The 16,579-nt window shown below is 42.8% G+C and carries 8 protein-coding genes; 6 read left to right on the top strand and 2 right to left on the bottom strand.

The features are described from left to right. Nucleotides 1-123 precede the first annotated feature (123 nt). Nucleotides 124-1,176, bottom strand: a complete 1,053-nt coding sequence (locus tag NAF17_RS16425; protein WP_252759108.1) for an SGNH/GDSL hydrolase family protein — start codon at nucleotides 1,174-1,176, stop codon at nucleotides 124-126. A 67-nt stretch (nucleotides 1,177-1,243) separates the two neighbouring features. After that, entirely contained in the window at nucleotides 1,244-2,992 is a 1,749-nt protein-coding gene (locus NAF17_RS16420; RefSeq protein ID WP_252759107.1) for a glycoside hydrolase family 9 protein, read from the bottom strand. 152 nt (nucleotides 2,993-3,144) lie between these two features. On the opposite strand from NAF17_RS16420, the gene NAF17_RS16415 reads away from it, so the two are divergent. The 6 genes from NAF17_RS16415 (at nucleotide 3,145) to NAF17_RS16390 (ending at nucleotide 16,579) form a co-directional block, all read left to right on the top strand. Then, nucleotides 3,145-7,275 carry a hybrid sensor histidine kinase/response regulator transcription factor gene (locus tag NAF17_RS16415; protein ID WP_252759106.1) on the top strand — a complete coding sequence of 1,377 codons (4,131 nt, stop codon included), beginning with the start codon at nucleotides 3,145-3,147 and terminating at the stop codon, nucleotides 7,273-7,275. 444 nt (nucleotides 7,276-7,719) lie between these two features. Further along, entirely contained in the window at nucleotides 7,720-10,827 is a 3,108-nt protein-coding gene (locus NAF17_RS16410) for a SusC/RagA family TonB-linked outer membrane protein (RefSeq protein WP_252759105.1), read from the top strand. An 18-nt stretch (nucleotides 10,828-10,845) separates the two neighbouring features. Further along, complete coding sequence (locus NAF17_RS16405) at nucleotides 10,846-12,435, top strand: RagB/SusD family nutrient uptake outer membrane protein (RefSeq protein ID WP_252759104.1); 1,590 nt, start codon at nucleotides 10,846-10,848, stop codon at nucleotides 12,433-12,435. Nucleotides 12,436-12,455: 20 nt separating this feature from the next. Then, the gene (locus NAF17_RS16400) at nucleotides 12,456-13,604 is read left to right on the top strand and encodes an IPT/TIG domain-containing protein (RefSeq protein WP_252759103.1); all 1,149 of its coding nucleotides are present in this window, start codon (nucleotides 12,456-12,458) and stop codon (nucleotides 13,602-13,604) included. A 96-nt stretch (nucleotides 13,605-13,700) separates the two neighbouring features. Beyond that, nucleotides 13,701-15,446, top strand: coding sequence for an alpha-L-arabinofuranosidase family protein (locus tag NAF17_RS16395; RefSeq protein ID WP_252759102.1), 1,746 nt, complete (start codon nucleotides 13,701-13,703; stop codon nucleotides 15,444-15,446). Nucleotides 15,447-15,448: 2 nt separating this feature from the next. Beyond that, nucleotides 15,449-16,579 (top strand): glycoside hydrolase family 26 protein, encoded by a 1,131-nt coding sequence (locus NAF17_RS16390; protein ID WP_252759101.1) that lies wholly within the window; start codon nucleotides 15,449-15,451, stop codon nucleotides 16,577-16,579.

The following is a 16,579-nucleotide window of genomic DNA, read 5'->3' as shown; positions in this document are numbered from 1 at the left end:
GTTGGAGAAATGCTGAGTAAATATTAGTCCTTAATCATGCAGCAATTGATTGATATGAGCAAGCTTACGTTCCTGCAACAGCCTGTTAATCAATTTATTTAACGGCATCAGGAAATTAAAGAGTTACTTCATCAACATTTTAAAAAAGTGTGCAGCCTGTTGGGCCATAATAGCGTGGTCTTCCACACTGGGGTGGCCGCCGCAACCGTGCGCCTCCATGGGTGGGAAGAAGAATATCTCAACAGGTTTTTTACCAGGGTATTCGGCGTTGATCTGGTTTTTTACGGCGGTGATGCAATCTTCCAATATTTTGCCATATGCTAATTTTACCATGGGACTACTCAATAAGGCTATGCGGGCTTTAGGGTATTTTGATTTCACCAGGTTTACAAAATTCACGTAAGTAGCAATAAACTTTTCGGGGTCGAAAGGTTTGCGCGGCTTTATACCGTCGCCATTACTAAAATCATTTGTGCCAAGCGCAATGCTTACTACTTTTGGGCTGTAGGTTTTAAAATCCCACTTAACCGGATTGTTGTATTGCAGATCTATATTTTCATAAACCTGTGGCATGGTAGGCGCGTCGCTGTTCCAATTGCGATAAACGCCAATACCACTTACGCTGCTGAGCATGTAGTTTGCACCAAGGGCACGCGCCAGCCGTGGCCCGTAAGCCATGTACGCGTTGTGGTGGTCTATATAATCACCTTTGCCGCATGGTGTTTCACTGGTGTCGGCTGCTGCGCCGCAAGTAATGCTGTTGCCAATAAATTCAATCAATGGTGTCTTTTTCACTTTGATGGATTTTACATGGTCTCCGGTTATTTTACTGATCAAAATGTCGCCACTTGTCGCCTCTGTACATTTATAGATCCATATTTTATGATTGCCCTCTTTGGGTGCAGTTATAATAATGGGCGATGTTGAATTTGCTTCCACTCTTATACGTTTTTGGTAAACGCCATCCAGTTCGTACTGCAAATAATTGTGAGCCTCCTTGTCTTTTAGGGATAAATAAATCTTACAAACAGTCCCTTTAAAGTTAAACCCGAAATGCACTGCCGAGCTAATGAGTTCCAGTTCTTTTTCGCTGTTGTAATAATATCTTCCATAAGGGTTTAGCTTATTTGCAGCGAGGGTGTCGGCTTTGCCATTATTTGCACGGGCAGTACTCATGCTAAACGAAACAATTGAAAATAGAACGGAGTATAGAAGCTTCATATAAGTTTAAATGTGGAATTTATTATCGACGTCCAAAATCTTTCTGCAGCGCTTCAATGGCGTTAGCCAAATAGGCTACGGGTGCATTCCAATTAATGGCTACTTCATTGGCAGCATATGCACGGTTATCGTCTATATACGCTTCGTCCGGGGCTATCGATGGTACTTTAACGCCATCTTGCATGCCGGGGTTAGGGCCGCCTGCCATTAACCCGGGGATAGGCTCAACTATTCCATCAGCTGTAGATGGTCTGTGGTGTGGCTTCATCGTGCTTTTGCTTCCGTAACCTGTTATATAGGAATAACCCGAACCGTTACGCCCTAAAAGATAGTCGAGGTTAGCTAATGCGCAATTTAAATATCTTTTATCGTGCGTTAGCTGATATGCTTTAATTAGCAATATACCTTGATTAGCCGCATTGCTGTTGCTGCCCCAATTGAAGTTATTAGCTGATTTGCCCATTACTGTTTGATACGCATTTTTATCTGCATTAAACAACAGATCACTTGCGAAATTTAATACCCTTGCTTTAATTTCCAACAAAGGATGGGTAAGAGGTTGTTTTTTTATTAAGGAGTAATAGCCCAGTAATTTTACATTACTCCATGTAGGTAACAACATTTTGGGACCATCGCCGGCTATAACGGTTTTTAAATATTCTTCTTTGCCTGTAGTTACATATAGTTCTGATGCAGCCCAAATCAGTTCATCTGCAAAGTATTTATCACCGTAAGCCCCCGTTGTTATTTCGGGTTTAAATTTTTTGTTCATCACGTCCTGGTCATATATCACGTTTGGGTTTTTTAGCGCCCAGGCGTAAGCTTGTAAAGACGCTTTTAAACAAGAATCTGCAAGACCAGGTAGCTGATGATGGAATTTTTTTAAGATGCGGGCAGCCTGTGCGGTTACAGCGGCAAAATCAAGCGTCGCAGCTGTACCTTTTTGAACAACATAACGCGGCATTACAGCTTTATCTGGCATGATCATCGCATCAAACTTGGTGTTAGTCAATTTATGATAAACACCTCCGTCATTAGGGTCTTGCATAGTAAGCATCCAGCGAAGGTTCCATATAACTTCATCCAGGATATCCGGTAGCTGGTTGTTGCTTTCCGGTATATTAAGTTTTACAGTGTTCATGTAACCAGGAAAATCATCGTATAATGAAAGTAAGGTTGCAGTACTGATGCCGCTGTTTACGATGTATTTGTTATAATCGCCGGCGTCATACCATCCTCGCCGGCTTGATATTATTGTACCTTCAGGCCTTTTTTTGTTAGCGGCAGAGGCATGGATAAGAACTTTATTGTCGGGATGGCCAGCAGCTCTGTGCCATTTCCCTGCATATTTTTCAGCTAACGGTAATGATGCGCGTTGGTAGTAAAATGCTTTAATGGTAGCATCTGCAACACTTTTATGAATAGATGACTTGATATTAAACGGATAAGAATATCCCAGCAAAGGAATGAAAATGCGATAAGTGCCGGGTGTAACAAATTTAGTAAAATTAGCCACAGCCATTTGCTTTCCAGAAAATGCAGGTTGAGTGTCTAATACTAGCCGGCCGGTAAAAACAGATTGCCCCAGACTGGTTTGTAAATAAAATTTACCCGTATCGGCGCTTGTTACTATCGCTTTTTTTTCGGCATCCGGATAGAAACCAACTTGATTTAAACGGATTTTTTGCGCTGAAGAATTTATTTGGGCAATGGATGTCAGATAGGTAAAGCAAGCCATCAGCGTTAACAGCAATTGTTTATTTGTTCTCATTTTGTTCATATTGTAATTAAATTACAATATGAACAAAAGACGGCTCTTATCGCTGGATTTTATTTACTATTTACGAATACTATCTCTGAAGATTATTATTATTAACTTAGGATACCAATAATAAGTCAGTAATCCCTATCCATTTTATACGCATGAAAAGGTTTTTTACAATTTTTTTTGTTTTTTACTCTTGCGTGGTGTTTGGGCAAAGCAACGAATTTCAATTCTCTAAATTAGATATCGGTGAAGGCCTGTCGCACAACCAGGTCAATTGTATTTTAAAAGATCATAGTGGCTTTATGTGGTTTGGTACCTTGTCGGGCTTGAGTAAATACGACGGATATAAGTTTAAAATATTTAAGCACGAAGAAAGTGATACGGTGAGCCTGAGTGACGATTTTATGGTAAGCTTAGCCGAAGGCCCCGACAATAATTTGTGGGTGGAAACAAGAAATGGATTTAATATTTATGATCCGCTTAAAGAAATTTTTAGCCATAACATTACAGGCGCACTCAAAGCGTTTGGTGTCCCATCCCAAAATTTTACAGCGCTAAAAAAAGACAAGGTAGGTAACTTTTGGTTCCTCAACTCATTTAGCGGCATTTATAAATATAATCCCCTTACAAAAAAAACCGAACACATCAGCTATAAACCCGGCGGTAAAGCTTCCATTTATAGCAATGCTGTCGCCGATTTGTCTGTAGATGCAAAAGGCAATATCTGGCTGGTTTATAATAAAGGGATTTTGGAGCGCCTTGATCCGTTGACACACAAGGTCAATTATCGCAGGCGTCTGAGCGAACTGCCAACCGGGCTAAATACCTCTTACAAGGTTTTTATTGACAGGCAAGACGATGTTTGGGCTTATGTGCCAAGTTATTCATCTGGTGTTTATTACTTAAATTCCAATACAACTACTTTTAGGCATTTGGATAAGGACGGTACCTCCTCGGGCTTAAACACAAATGTAATAGCCTCGGTAGTGCAAGATGATCATAACAGGGTCTGGATAGCTACAGACCATGGAGGTATCAATTTGCTCAATAAAGCAGATTTTAAGACCAGGTACCTGCTTAACCGCGAAGACGATAAAAAAACCCTCGGGCAAAATAGCTTAACAACACTCTATAAGGATAACACAGGTATTATTTGGGCAGGTACGTACAAGTGCGGCATTAGTTATTACCACGAGAGTATTATCAAGTTCCCGTTGTATACGCATCATTTGTCTGACCCGGGGAGTTTGAGTTTTAGCGATGTAAACAAGTTTATAGAAGATGATAAAGGTAACCTGTGGTTAGGTACTAACGGCGGGGGGTTAGTTTATTTTAATCGTAAGAACGGCAGTTTTAAACGCTACATGCATGATGCGGCAAACAATAACAGCCTCACCAATAATGTTATTGTAAACATGTACCTGGATCATGAACAGAAACTTTGGATAGGTACCTATTTTGGCGGGCTTGACAAATTTGACGGTAAAACCTTTACGCATTACCGTCACCGCGATAACGACCCCGGAAGTATTTCTGAAGACAGGATCTGGTCGATCATCGAAGATCGGGACAATAATTTATGGGTGGGGACCCTTGCCGGCGGGCTAAACCTCTTAAACCGAAGCACCAATTCATTTAAGCATTATAAGATGATGGCCGGGTCATCTAATTCAATGCATTCCAGCTATGTCGCCGCCTTGCTTGATGATCGGCACAAAAACCTTTGGATTGTAACATCTTATGGCGTTGATGTGCTTAACCGGCGTACCGAACAATTTATGCATTATGTGCATGATGACAAGGACCCCAACAGTTTAGTAAATAACAACACTAATAATATATTAGAAGACAGTAGCGGGCTCATATGGATAAGTACGCGCGAGGGCATCAGTATATTAAATACGGCTACAGGTAAGTTTAAAAATATTACCAAGCAGGATGGATTGCCGGATAATACGGTAATTGACCTGCGGGAAGATGACGCCCACAATATTTGGGCAAGCACACCCAACGGCCTTTCGAACATTATTGTTGACCGTAAAAGTGCAGGACTGCCTTTGCACTTTATCAACTATAACGAAAAGGATGGCCTGCAGGGCAGGGAGTTTACAGCTAATTCCTCTTTTAAAACGCGGAAAGGTGAACTGATATTTGGTGGCGGTAATGGCTTTAATATTTTTAAACCGGCCAGTTTGCGTAACAGTACAAATGCCCCAAAACTGGCCTTTACCGATTTTCAGGTGTTTAACAAAAGCGTAAAGGCCGGCGAAAAGATCTTTGGGAATGTGATTTTGCCAAAAGCCATATCACATAGCGATACCGTTGAACTGAAATATAATGAAAACGTTTTTTCGGTTGAATTTGCCGCCCTCAATTATTTTGACGCGGATAAGGTGAAGTATGAGTACATGATGCAGGGGTTTAATAAAAACTGGATCAGTGCCGATAACCTTACCCGTAAAGCTACTTATACCAACTTAGACGCAGGCGATTATACCTTTAAGGTACGCGCTGCTAACCCCGGGTTTTGGAAAAGTAAAGAACTCACACTATACATTAAAATACTGCCCCCATTTTGGAAAACAACGGTTGCGTATATTTTATACGCCTTACTATTTATAGGTATTTTATTATTTATACGCAGCAGGGGGATTCGCAAGCTTAGGCTCGAATTTCTTTTAGAGAAGGAGCGCGAAGAAGCGCAGCGGATGCATGATCTCGACCTGATGAAGATCAGGTTTTTTACCAATGTAAGCCATGAATTCCGCACGCCATTGTCGTTAATTATTGCACCGGTAGATAACATTGTTAAGCAAATTGCCGAACCGGGTATAAAAAAGCAGTTACTTTTAGTGAACCGTAACGCCAAGCGTTTATTAAACCTGGTAAACCAACTGCTCGATTTCAGGAAAATGGAGTATCAAGAGTTAAAGCTCCACAAAACACCGGGAGACATTGTTGAATTTATTCGCGACCTATCTTACTCGTTTACCGATGTTGCCGAGCAGAAACAAATAGGATTTGTATTTGATAGCGAAATAGAAGAATACTACACCAGTTTTGATTATGAAAAGATAGAGCGTATTCTGTTCAACTTGCTATCAAACGCCTATAAATTTACGCATGCAGGCGGGCAGGTAAGCGTATTGTTAAATTTAAAAAGCTACACAGCTGGCGGGGATAACCAATTTGAGATCAGGGTAATTGATACGGGGATTGGTATCCACCCGGACAAACAGGAAAAGATCTTTGAGCCATTTTTTCAAAATGACATCCCCGGCACAATGCTAAACCAGGGCAGTGGTATCGGCTTGTCAATCGTAAAAGAGTTTGTGCGCCTGCATGCCGGAGAGTTAACTGTAGAAAGTGAATTGAACCAGGGAAGTTGTTTCACGGTAATGATTCCTTTACAGGAGTTAAACAAAAATTTATTTACAGATAAGCCTGTTCATTTACAGCATTACGACGAAAATAGTTCAATAGCCAATAATACGGAAATCCAGGTAAGGGATAACCGGGACGGTAAAAAGCCGGTTGTTCTTTTGGTTGAAGATAATGACGATTTTAGGTTCTATATCAAAGACAATCTTAAAGACTCGTTTCAAATCATCGAAGCTGAAAATGGCAAGCGGGGCTGGCAAAAAGCGCTTGCGCAACATCCCAATTTGATAGTTAGCGACATTACAATGCCGGAAATGAACGGGATAGACCTTTGTATCAAAATTAAAAATGATAAGCGCACATCGCATATTCCCGTAATATTGCTCACTGCAGTAGCCGGCGAAGAGCAGCAATTAAAAGGTTTGGGAACCGGTGCCACCGATTATATGACCAAACCTTTCAATTTCGAGATCTTGCTTTCTAAGATCCGCAATATTTTGTTGCAGCAGGAGCATATGCGTAAAACATACCAGAAACAGGTTGAAGCTAACCCTACTGAATTAATTGTAGACTCGCCGGATGAAGGGTTCATTAAAAAGGTATTGATGCTGATAGACAATAACATCGCTAACCCCAACTTCTCGGTAGAAGAGCTAAGCAACGAAATGTTTGTTAGCCGTTATACGCTGTATAAAAAAACACTACAGATGACCGGTAAAACACCTAACGAACTGGTTAGGCAAATGCGGCTAAAACGCGCAGCGCAATTATTGGAAACGGGCCACTTAACTATTTCACAGATCTGTAATAAGGTTGGATTTAAAAGCCAAAAATATTTTGTTAAAACCTTTAAGGCCGAGTATGATATGCTGCCATCCAGGTATGCTGAAACACACCAACAATAATTTGATTTGCATATTAATACCAGGGGCATTTGTAAATTCCGGGGATAGATCCGTCAATGTTTTGTATTAATAAACTACGCAAATTTATTATAACTAATTATAAACCAGTGTTTTAAATACTGGTTGACATTTGTGCCCCTATTTATCCACAACAGGATAATAAATACGCCATAATTTTATCTCCGAACTAAATGACGGCGTAATAGTATTCTTTTGCTTCGGCGACCACATTACCAATTTTAACCAATTTATTGTAAACACATTCGAAACTGTTAATCGGCAGGTGCACAGATCAGCGTGATTCTGGCATAGCCATAAAATTTTGAATATGCTGCTAAAGAACCAATTAAAATCAATATAAAATTATAAACCAACAAAATCATTATGGGAAAAATTCTACGATCAGTATTACTTTTTGCCGCTTTTTTTATTTGCGCAACCACAATGGCGCAAACAGTGGGAGTGGTAATAAAAGGAACAGTAACAGATGAAAAAGGGGTAACTCTGCCGGGAGTTACGGTATCTGTTAAGGATGCACAGGTTAGCGCGCTTACCAATGTAGATGGTAAATACAGCATCACTGTGCCACAACAAGGCCGGGTACTCGTATTCAGCTTTATAGGTATGCAACGCCGGGAAATTACTATAAGCAACCAAACACAGGTTAACGTACAACTGCTATCGTCCACAACTTCTTTAGCAGGTGTTGATGTAGTTGCCATAGGTTACGGCTCGCAGCGCAGGCAGGATGTAAATGGTGCTATATCATCCGTAAAAGCGGCAGATATTGCTAACATACCGCAAGCCAGTATAGATCAATTATTGCAGGGTAAAGCCGCAGGTGTTAACGTAACGCAAAATACAGGTGCGCCGGGTAGCCAAACTTCGGTACGTATCAGGGGTATTTCCACATTCAATTCGGGCGAGCCCTTATACGTTATTGATGGTATACCTATCTCCGGCGCTGCCAACGCTAATGGCGGTACCGCGTTAAATGCTAATAACGGCGCAAATTCGCCAAGCCCGCTTGCCTTGCTTAACCCTAACGATATCGAGTCGATAGATATATTAAAAGATGCCTCTTCAGCAGCTATTTATGGTAACAGGGCGGCTAATGGTGTAATTATCATCACTACAAAAAAAGGCCGTAGTGGTACTGCCCGGATAAATTATGATGGCTATGCAGGTTTTCAGCAGCCGCAGAAATATCTGAAGCTGATGGATTTGCCGCAATATGCAAACCTGCAAAATTCGCTGGCTGATGTTTATGGCACAGGCCGCCGCGGCGAATTTGCTGACCCAAGCCTGTTAGGTAAAGGTACCGATTGGCAACGCGCAATTTTCCGTACGGCTTATCAGCAAAGCCACCAGTTGTCAATTTCTGGCGGTAAAGACGGGCTTAGTTATTACCTGTCCGGCGGATATTTTGACCAGGATGGTATCGCCATCGGCTCAAACTTTAAACGTTATTCGTTCCGCAGCAATGTTGACGCGCAGGTAAACAACTGGTTTAAGGTTGGCCTAACCGTATCAGGGAGTAAATCGAACGAAAATATCATATACAGCGATAACGGCGGTATCATCTACAATGCATTGTTACAGGCACCTGACGTGGCCATTTACAATGCCGATGGCACGTTTGCAGGCCCGCCAAATACACCGGATGCCGTTGGTGGGATCTTAAACCCTGTTCAGCAGGCAACAAGTATTTCTAATATATTAAACCGCAGTAACTTAAACGGAAATTTTTACGCTGATATCAGGTTTATAAAAGATCTTACCCTGAGAACAGAGTTAGGTGGCGATTTTGGTTTTTCTAACAATAATATCTTCACACCAAGTTATTCGTACGGTAGGTTTACCAATCCTACGGCCACCCTTCGCGAGCAGCAGAACACCAATAGCTATTACAATTATAAAGAGTACCTGACATACAATCATACTTTTGCGCAAAAACACAGTTTGACCGCATTGTTAGGCTACGAGGTATCATCGTCACGATGGGGTTACACGCAGCAAAGTATTTCGGGTTTCTTAACCAACACATTAGGCAGTAACGTGCCTACAGAAAATTTAGGTACGGCTACAACCGCTGTTATTGATGAGCGTAAAAGTGCGCCGCATAACCTGGAGTCGGTATTTGCGCGTGCTATTTATACATTTAATAACAGGTATAGCCTTACTGCCATTTTGCGTGAAGATGCGTCATCCAACTTCGCGCCTGGCCATCAGCGCGGTTATTTCCCATCATTCGCGGCATCATGGCGTTTATCTGATGAGGACTTTTTCAAACCTATCAAAAGTATTGCCGATAACGTGAAGATCCGTTTAGGTTATGGTCAATTGGCTAATGAGGCCATCCCGCCTTATTCGTTCGGTTCGCAGTTAAATCCAACCATCACCGGTTTAGGCACAGGCTTTTTAGTGGCAAGAATTCCCAATGATAAGCTTACATGGCAGCACCAGATAGAGTACAACGCAGGTGTCGATTTTAGCTTGTTCAATTACCGTGTAGAAGGTTCATTTGATTATTATCAGCGTAAAGCAAGTAAGTTCCTGTTTCAGTTGCCATTACCGGCTTACGTAGTAGGCGGCCCGGATTACCTGGGCGGTGTCGCTTCGCCATTTATAAACTCAGGCGGTATCAGCAATAAAGGTTTCGATATCACCATTAATACCCGTAATATCGTATCTAAAGATTTTAAATGGAGCAGTACGTTAATATTCTCTCATTACAAAAACAGGGTAACCTCTTTAGCTACCGGCTTACAACAGCTTGTTCAAAGTGTAACTAACGGGTTCTTAAGTTTGCCAATTACCCGCACAGTTGTGGGTGGTCCGCTGGGAGAATTTTATGGCTACAAGGTTAAAGGTACATTTAAAACTGATGAGCAGTTAAGGAACGCGCCTGTACAATTTGGCTACCCGGTATCAAACGACCCAAACCTGGGTAATAAAAGGACGTGGTTAGGCGATGTACAGTACGAAGATCTTAATGGTGATAAAGTTATCGATGCTAAAGATCAAACCTCATTGGGTAGCCCGCAGCCTACGTTTACTTATGGTTTCACAAACAATTTTAGCTACAAAGCTTTTGACCTGGGCATATTTTTGCAGGGTTCGCAAGGCGGGCAGATCCTGAACCTGCTTGATCGTACCTTAGGGGGCCTGGCAAACCTTTACCAGAACCAGTACGCATCACAGGCGAATTTCTGGAGCCCTACAAACCCAACGTCTGACATCCCTGCACCAAGGGCGGGTACAGATAATGCCAACCTTCAAATTTCAGACAGGTTTATCCATAGCGCTTCGTACCTAAGGATCCAGAATGTAAGCATAGGTTATAATTTCCCGGTTAGCCTGATCAAGCATGTTAAGCTTGCACGTTTAAAAGTGTATGCCAGCGGCCAAAACCTGTACACATTTACCAAGTATAATGGTTACGACCCGGAGATTGGCCTACAAAACCAAAACCCGCTATTAGCTAACGTTGACATCGGCAGGTACCCATCTGCCCGCACCATCACGTTTGGTATTAACGCCCAGTTTTAACCTATAAATAAGAATAAAATGAAAAGACATATAAAATATATAGCAGGCGTAGCGGTAATGATGTTAGTTACTGCAACAAGCTGCAAAAAAGATTTTTTTAATAAAGCACCCGAAGATGCGATAACGTTGGATAACTTTTATCAAACAGCAGAGCAGGTGCAGTCAAGCACTAATGGTTTGTACAATAATGTTTGGTTCAGCTGGAATAATAAAGCATCATGGGCAATAACAGAAATTGCAAGCGGCAACGCGCGGTCTTATTCAAGTGATGTTGTGGCTTTCGGCAACTTCTCTGCAACGGGTGATAATACCGAGATCTCTAACGCGTGGACATCTTTGTTCACCGTAATTGCTCAGTCAAATGCACTCATCAATAATCTGCCATCTAAAGTGCCGGCATCTGTACCATCAGCAACAACTAACAATGCGCTTGGCGAAGCACACTTTATGCGCGCAGCTGCCTATTTCTATTTGGTTAGGTTATTTGGCCCGGTTCCAATCATCGAGAACAGCTTGGATTATGTGAATAATTTCCAGATCAACACTAACACCGTTGTAGATGTATACAAGTTTATTGAGAATGACCTGAAATTTGCTGAAGCGAATTGCACACCAATGGTAAGAAGTGGATCATCTGTAGCACAGGGCCACGTGTCAAGCGGTTCGGCAACGGCAATGCTTTCAAAAGTTTACCTGTATGAGCAAAAGTATGCTGATGCACGCGCATCAGCCGAAAAGGTGATTAGCAGCGGCGAGTTTAAATTATACGGATTGGACATTGCCGGCAAAACCTATAACAACCTGTTTGTTACCGCTAACAACAATAACGAGGAGTCTGTTGCTGCATTACAATGGGCTGCCGGTGCGCCATATGGTCACGGTAACTCTTTGCAGGCATCTTTCGCTATCAATTCTATCATAACCGGTACGGGTGATGGATATTCTGTAATTGGCCCCACTATAGATCTTCAGAAGGCCTATGAGCCGGGCGATATTAGGAAACACGGTACGATCATGTTAGCGGGGGATAAGTATCCTGAACTAAACCAGGCTGCCGGTGGCTTTACCGTACCTGCAGATGTTAATGCACAAGGCACCAAAGCGGGCATTAAAAAATATGTTACGGGTACACCGGCTGATAATGGCGGTAAAGGTGCCGCGCAGTCTACAGGTAACAACACTTACATTATGCGTTATGCCGATGTTTTGTTAATTGAGGCAGAAGCCGTACTGGCTAGTGCAATAACTACAAGCGACCCGGCTGCGTTGGTTCCGTTTAATAAAGTAAGGGCACGTGCAGGGCTTAATCCTTTACCTGCTGTAACTAAAAATGATATCTATCACGAACGACGCATAGAATTTGCTATCGAGGGCGATTATTGGTTTGATTTGGGCCGTTTAGATGGCTTTAATGCTGCATCGCATCCCCTGGCTGCTGTTATAATTGGCAATCAGGAACGTGGAACCTACAGTAACGATACGCCACCGGTAGTGTATTCCCAAAAGATACCGATCAGTTCAAGTGGTTTCCTATTCCCGTATCCAACTACAGAGGTTGCGGCTAATCCGAAACTGAACGAATCACCGGTACCATACACGTTTAAATAAAAAACCAGATTTAAAAGAAGATGAAAAATTCAAAAATATATTATGGGATATTGGCTGTACTAATGATAATTGGTATTGCATCCTGTAAAAAAGATAGTCAGGAGCAGGGTGGTAAAGGCGCGCCGGTAATCACCAGGGTACGTACTGTAAGCAAAGCGGATACGATAACCGGTGTTGAGCACCGCATAACGCTCGATTCGAGCAGCGTTTATGATGATCATACAGTTGTTGCATCCGATTCGACCGTTACTAACGGGAAATTAAACAATCAATACGCCATCCTTGGCGAAAACCTGTTAACCACTAACGCGGTATTATTTAACGGTGCATCGGTTTATTTTAACCCCGCGCTGATTACCGATAAAGTGATTATCATCACCATACCTGATGGTACGCCATTTGGCCCAAGCCAAAGCAATAAATTAACCGTTGTTACCAAATATGGCAAGGTTGATTTCGATTTTAGCATCCAGCAGCCACCGCCATCCGTTACAGATTTTAATCCACTTGCTGCGGGTTCCGGTGATATTGTAACCATTAATGGTAAAATATTTAACGGTGTTACAGGTGTGAAATTTGATGACGTGCCTGCCGAGATCGTTGGCACTCCAACAAATACCCAGATCCGGGTTAAAGTTCCGGCGGGTGTGGTGCAGTCCTATATTTATGTTACCACACCGGGTGGTACAGCTAAATCGGCATCTTCATTTGGGTTTAAATACATTATTTATGACGATGTACTATCAGCAGGATGGGGCGGCCAGGGAAGTGGTGGTTACGACGGCTATGGCAGTACCAGAAAATATAACAGTACCGAGCACCCTAAACGTGGAACTAACGCTATTGCCGTAACCGTTAATAATGGCTATGGGGCTTTACAATTAGGTTACGGTGGTTCTACATTAAGTGTCACCTCAGCCGGGCTAAAATCTCTTAAATTCTCTATCTACGGTGGCGCAGGTTTCAAAGCGGGCGATAGGGTAAAGGTTGTAATAAATGGTAACTATGGTAAGGCTTACCCCGTAGAAGTAGCCGTTGGCGCTTATACTGATTATACCATTAAGCTCAGTGACCTGGGCGACCCCGCAACAATAAGCGAAATAACTTTCCAAACATTAGGGGTTGCCGCACCCGGCACCTTCTATGTTGATGACCTTGGGTTTATTTAGTACTGGTTATAATTAAATCACGCCATCATCGGTTACCGGCCTTTGGCTTACCGGTGGTGGCTTTTTTATGTTCTAAAATAAAAGAATCTAATGAAAATGATGATAAAGGGGACCGCTGTAACTTTAGCAACTTTTATTGCCCTTGTGGCTTGTAAAAAAGATGGAGCCACAGCTTCAAGCGTAAATAAAGCCGATACAACGGGTAACAATACGGTAGTGATAAAGGAGCCTGTAGACCCTGCCGTGGGCGCTATACAAGGTTTTTTCCTTGATGGCTGGCAGCCAAAACAGTTTACATTATCTAACAGTATTGTAAAAGCCACCAAGCCTGCCGCGGGCAATATTATTGCAACCGTAGATATTGCTCAGGTACTTACCAAAGCATCAAAAAAAATATACGGTAATAATACAAACCCATATATGGGCCCGTATATTACCGACCCTATATTAATGAACTATTTAACCAAACTGGAGCCAAACATATTACGTTTTCCGGGTGGCAGTTTATCTGATGTTTACTTTTGGAATAAGGGAGATAACACACCGCCCGCCGACGCCCCGGCCACACTTCAGGATGCTAAAGGCGTTGTTACAAATGCCAATTACTGGTATGGCAACAGCCCGGGGGATAACGCGTTTACACTTGACAATTATTATAAGGTACTGCAGCAAACCAATAGCGCGGGTATCATAACTGTAAATTATGGTTATGCACGTTATGGGAAAGGGCCGCATCCCGATCAAACAGCTGCTCATTTGGCTGCAGATTGGGTGCGTTATGATAAAGGCCGAACCAAATACTGGGAAATAGGTAACGAGAATTGGGGCAACTGGGAAGCCGGTTACCGCATTGATCTGGCTGATAATAAAGATGGGCAGCCACAAATACTTACCGGTTTGATATATGGCACCCATTTCAAGCTTTTTGCAGATTCGATGCGCAAAGCCGCCGCTGAAGTAGGTAACACGGGTATTAAAATTGGAATAGTAATAACAGAGGCTGATGAGCATCTGAACCCATCCGTTATTACCCCCGCCTGGAATGCTGATGTGTTAAGGCAGGCAGGGACAGCTGCAGATTTTTATGTAGTGCATAATTACTATACCCCATATTTTAAGAACTCTACCCCGGCAGAGATCCTGGCTACGGCATCAAGCGTAACCAAATCTACCATGGATTGGGTAAAAACCTCGGCATCAGCGGCAGGGGTTGCTCAAAAGCCGGTTGCTTTAGACGAATGGAATATTTTTGCAACAGGGTCACAGCAGATGGTATCAAATGTTGCAGGCCTCCACGCGGCAATGGTTTTGGGCGAAGTTTTAAAGAACCAGTTTAGCATGGCCAGCCGATGGGACCTGGCAAACGGCTGGGACGATGGTAACGACCACGGTTTATTTAACAGAGGCGATGAACCTGGGGCTGACAAATGGAACCCGAGGCCGGCTTATTACTACATGTATTTTTTCCAACGTTATTTTGGCGACCGTATGGTGAACTCGAGCGTGGCGGGTAGTGGCGATATTGTAAGTTATGGCTCATCTTACACATCCGGCCATGCAGGCGTAGTATTGGTAAATAAAGGCAGTAAGGATCAAGCTGTAATGATCAAAATCAAAAATTTTGTTTCGGGTACCAAATACTACTATCATACCTTAAACGGGGGGACGGATAACGCGCCGTTTTCGCGCAAGGTATTCGTGAACGGATCAGGCCCTGCGGGTGTATCCGGCGGGCCACTAAACTTTATGGATGTTGCTGCTAAAACCAGCGATATTGCGGGTGGCATAACCGTTAATGTGCCGGCACTGGGCGCGGTGTTTTTGGTTGCAGAAGGGAAATAAGCATGAGGAGATCTAAAATATATTTTAACCTCGTTTTCATAACAGGTTTGATCATCTGTACAGCAACCGTTGCAAAGGCCCAACTATATGCACCGGCAGATAGGCAGGCCACCACAGAAACACGCGAACTGTTTTATAGCATGCAACGCCTCGTAGGTGCCGGAGCGATCTTTGGTCACCACGATGATACCGCTTACGGTGTTGGTTGGCGGCTGGATGTCGGCCGTTCAGATGTTAAAAGTACAGTAGGTAGTTACCCGGCCATGTACGGCTGGGATTTGGCTAAAATTGAGCATGATAGTACAAAAGACATTAATAACATCACGTTTAAACGTCAAAAAGAACTTGTAAAAGAAGCTTACCAGCGGGGCGGCATAAACACCTTCTGCTGGCATATGGATAACCCGGTGAACGGTAGATCGGCTTGGGATACCACGCAGCGAACAGTAAAGGATATCCTGCCGGATGGTGTTGCTCACGATCAATATAAGAAATACCTTGACAAAGCCGCGGCTTACCTCGGCAGTATGAAAGGCGCTGAGGGCGAACCGATCCCCATATTATTCAGGCCGTTTCACGAGCTTACGGGTAATTGGTTTTGGTGGTGCGCCAATACCTGTACTCCCGATGAGTTTAAAAGTCTTTGGCAGTTTACCATTGGCTACATGCGCAATAATAAAAAACTGCATAACCTGCTTATTGTGTATTCTGTAGCCGACTTTGATACCGAGGCCGACTTTATGGCCCGATACCCCGGAAATGATTATGTAGATTTTGTTGGCTTTGATAGTTACTGTGTTAAAAGCGTTGACCGTTATCAGCAAAACCTCGATAAGCGCTTGGCACTTTTAGATATTATAGCCGCAAAAAACCATAAGGTTGCCTGCCTGCCAGAAACTGGGTATGAACGCGTTCCACAAGCAGACTGGTGGACGAACGTATTGCTAAAAACGCTATCGAAATACAAAACATCATATGTAATGGCTTGGCGCAACGATAATCCCGGTCATTTTTACGCCCCTTACCCCGGGCAGGTAAGCGAGGCTGATTTTAAAGAATTTGCTTCCAAAACGCTATTTCAAAAAAATGTAACGCCGCTTGCTTTGTATGGCAAGTACATGCCTGTTCAATAA

Source organism: Mucilaginibacter aurantiaciroseus (assembly GCF_024055595.1).
Classification (GTDB): Bacteria; Bacteroidota; Bacteroidia; order Sphingobacteriales; family Sphingobacteriaceae; genus Mucilaginibacter; species Mucilaginibacter aurantiaciroseus.
The sequence above is the reverse complement of the archived record's forward strand: the minus strand, read 5'-3'. Positions and strand labels throughout refer to the sequence as shown.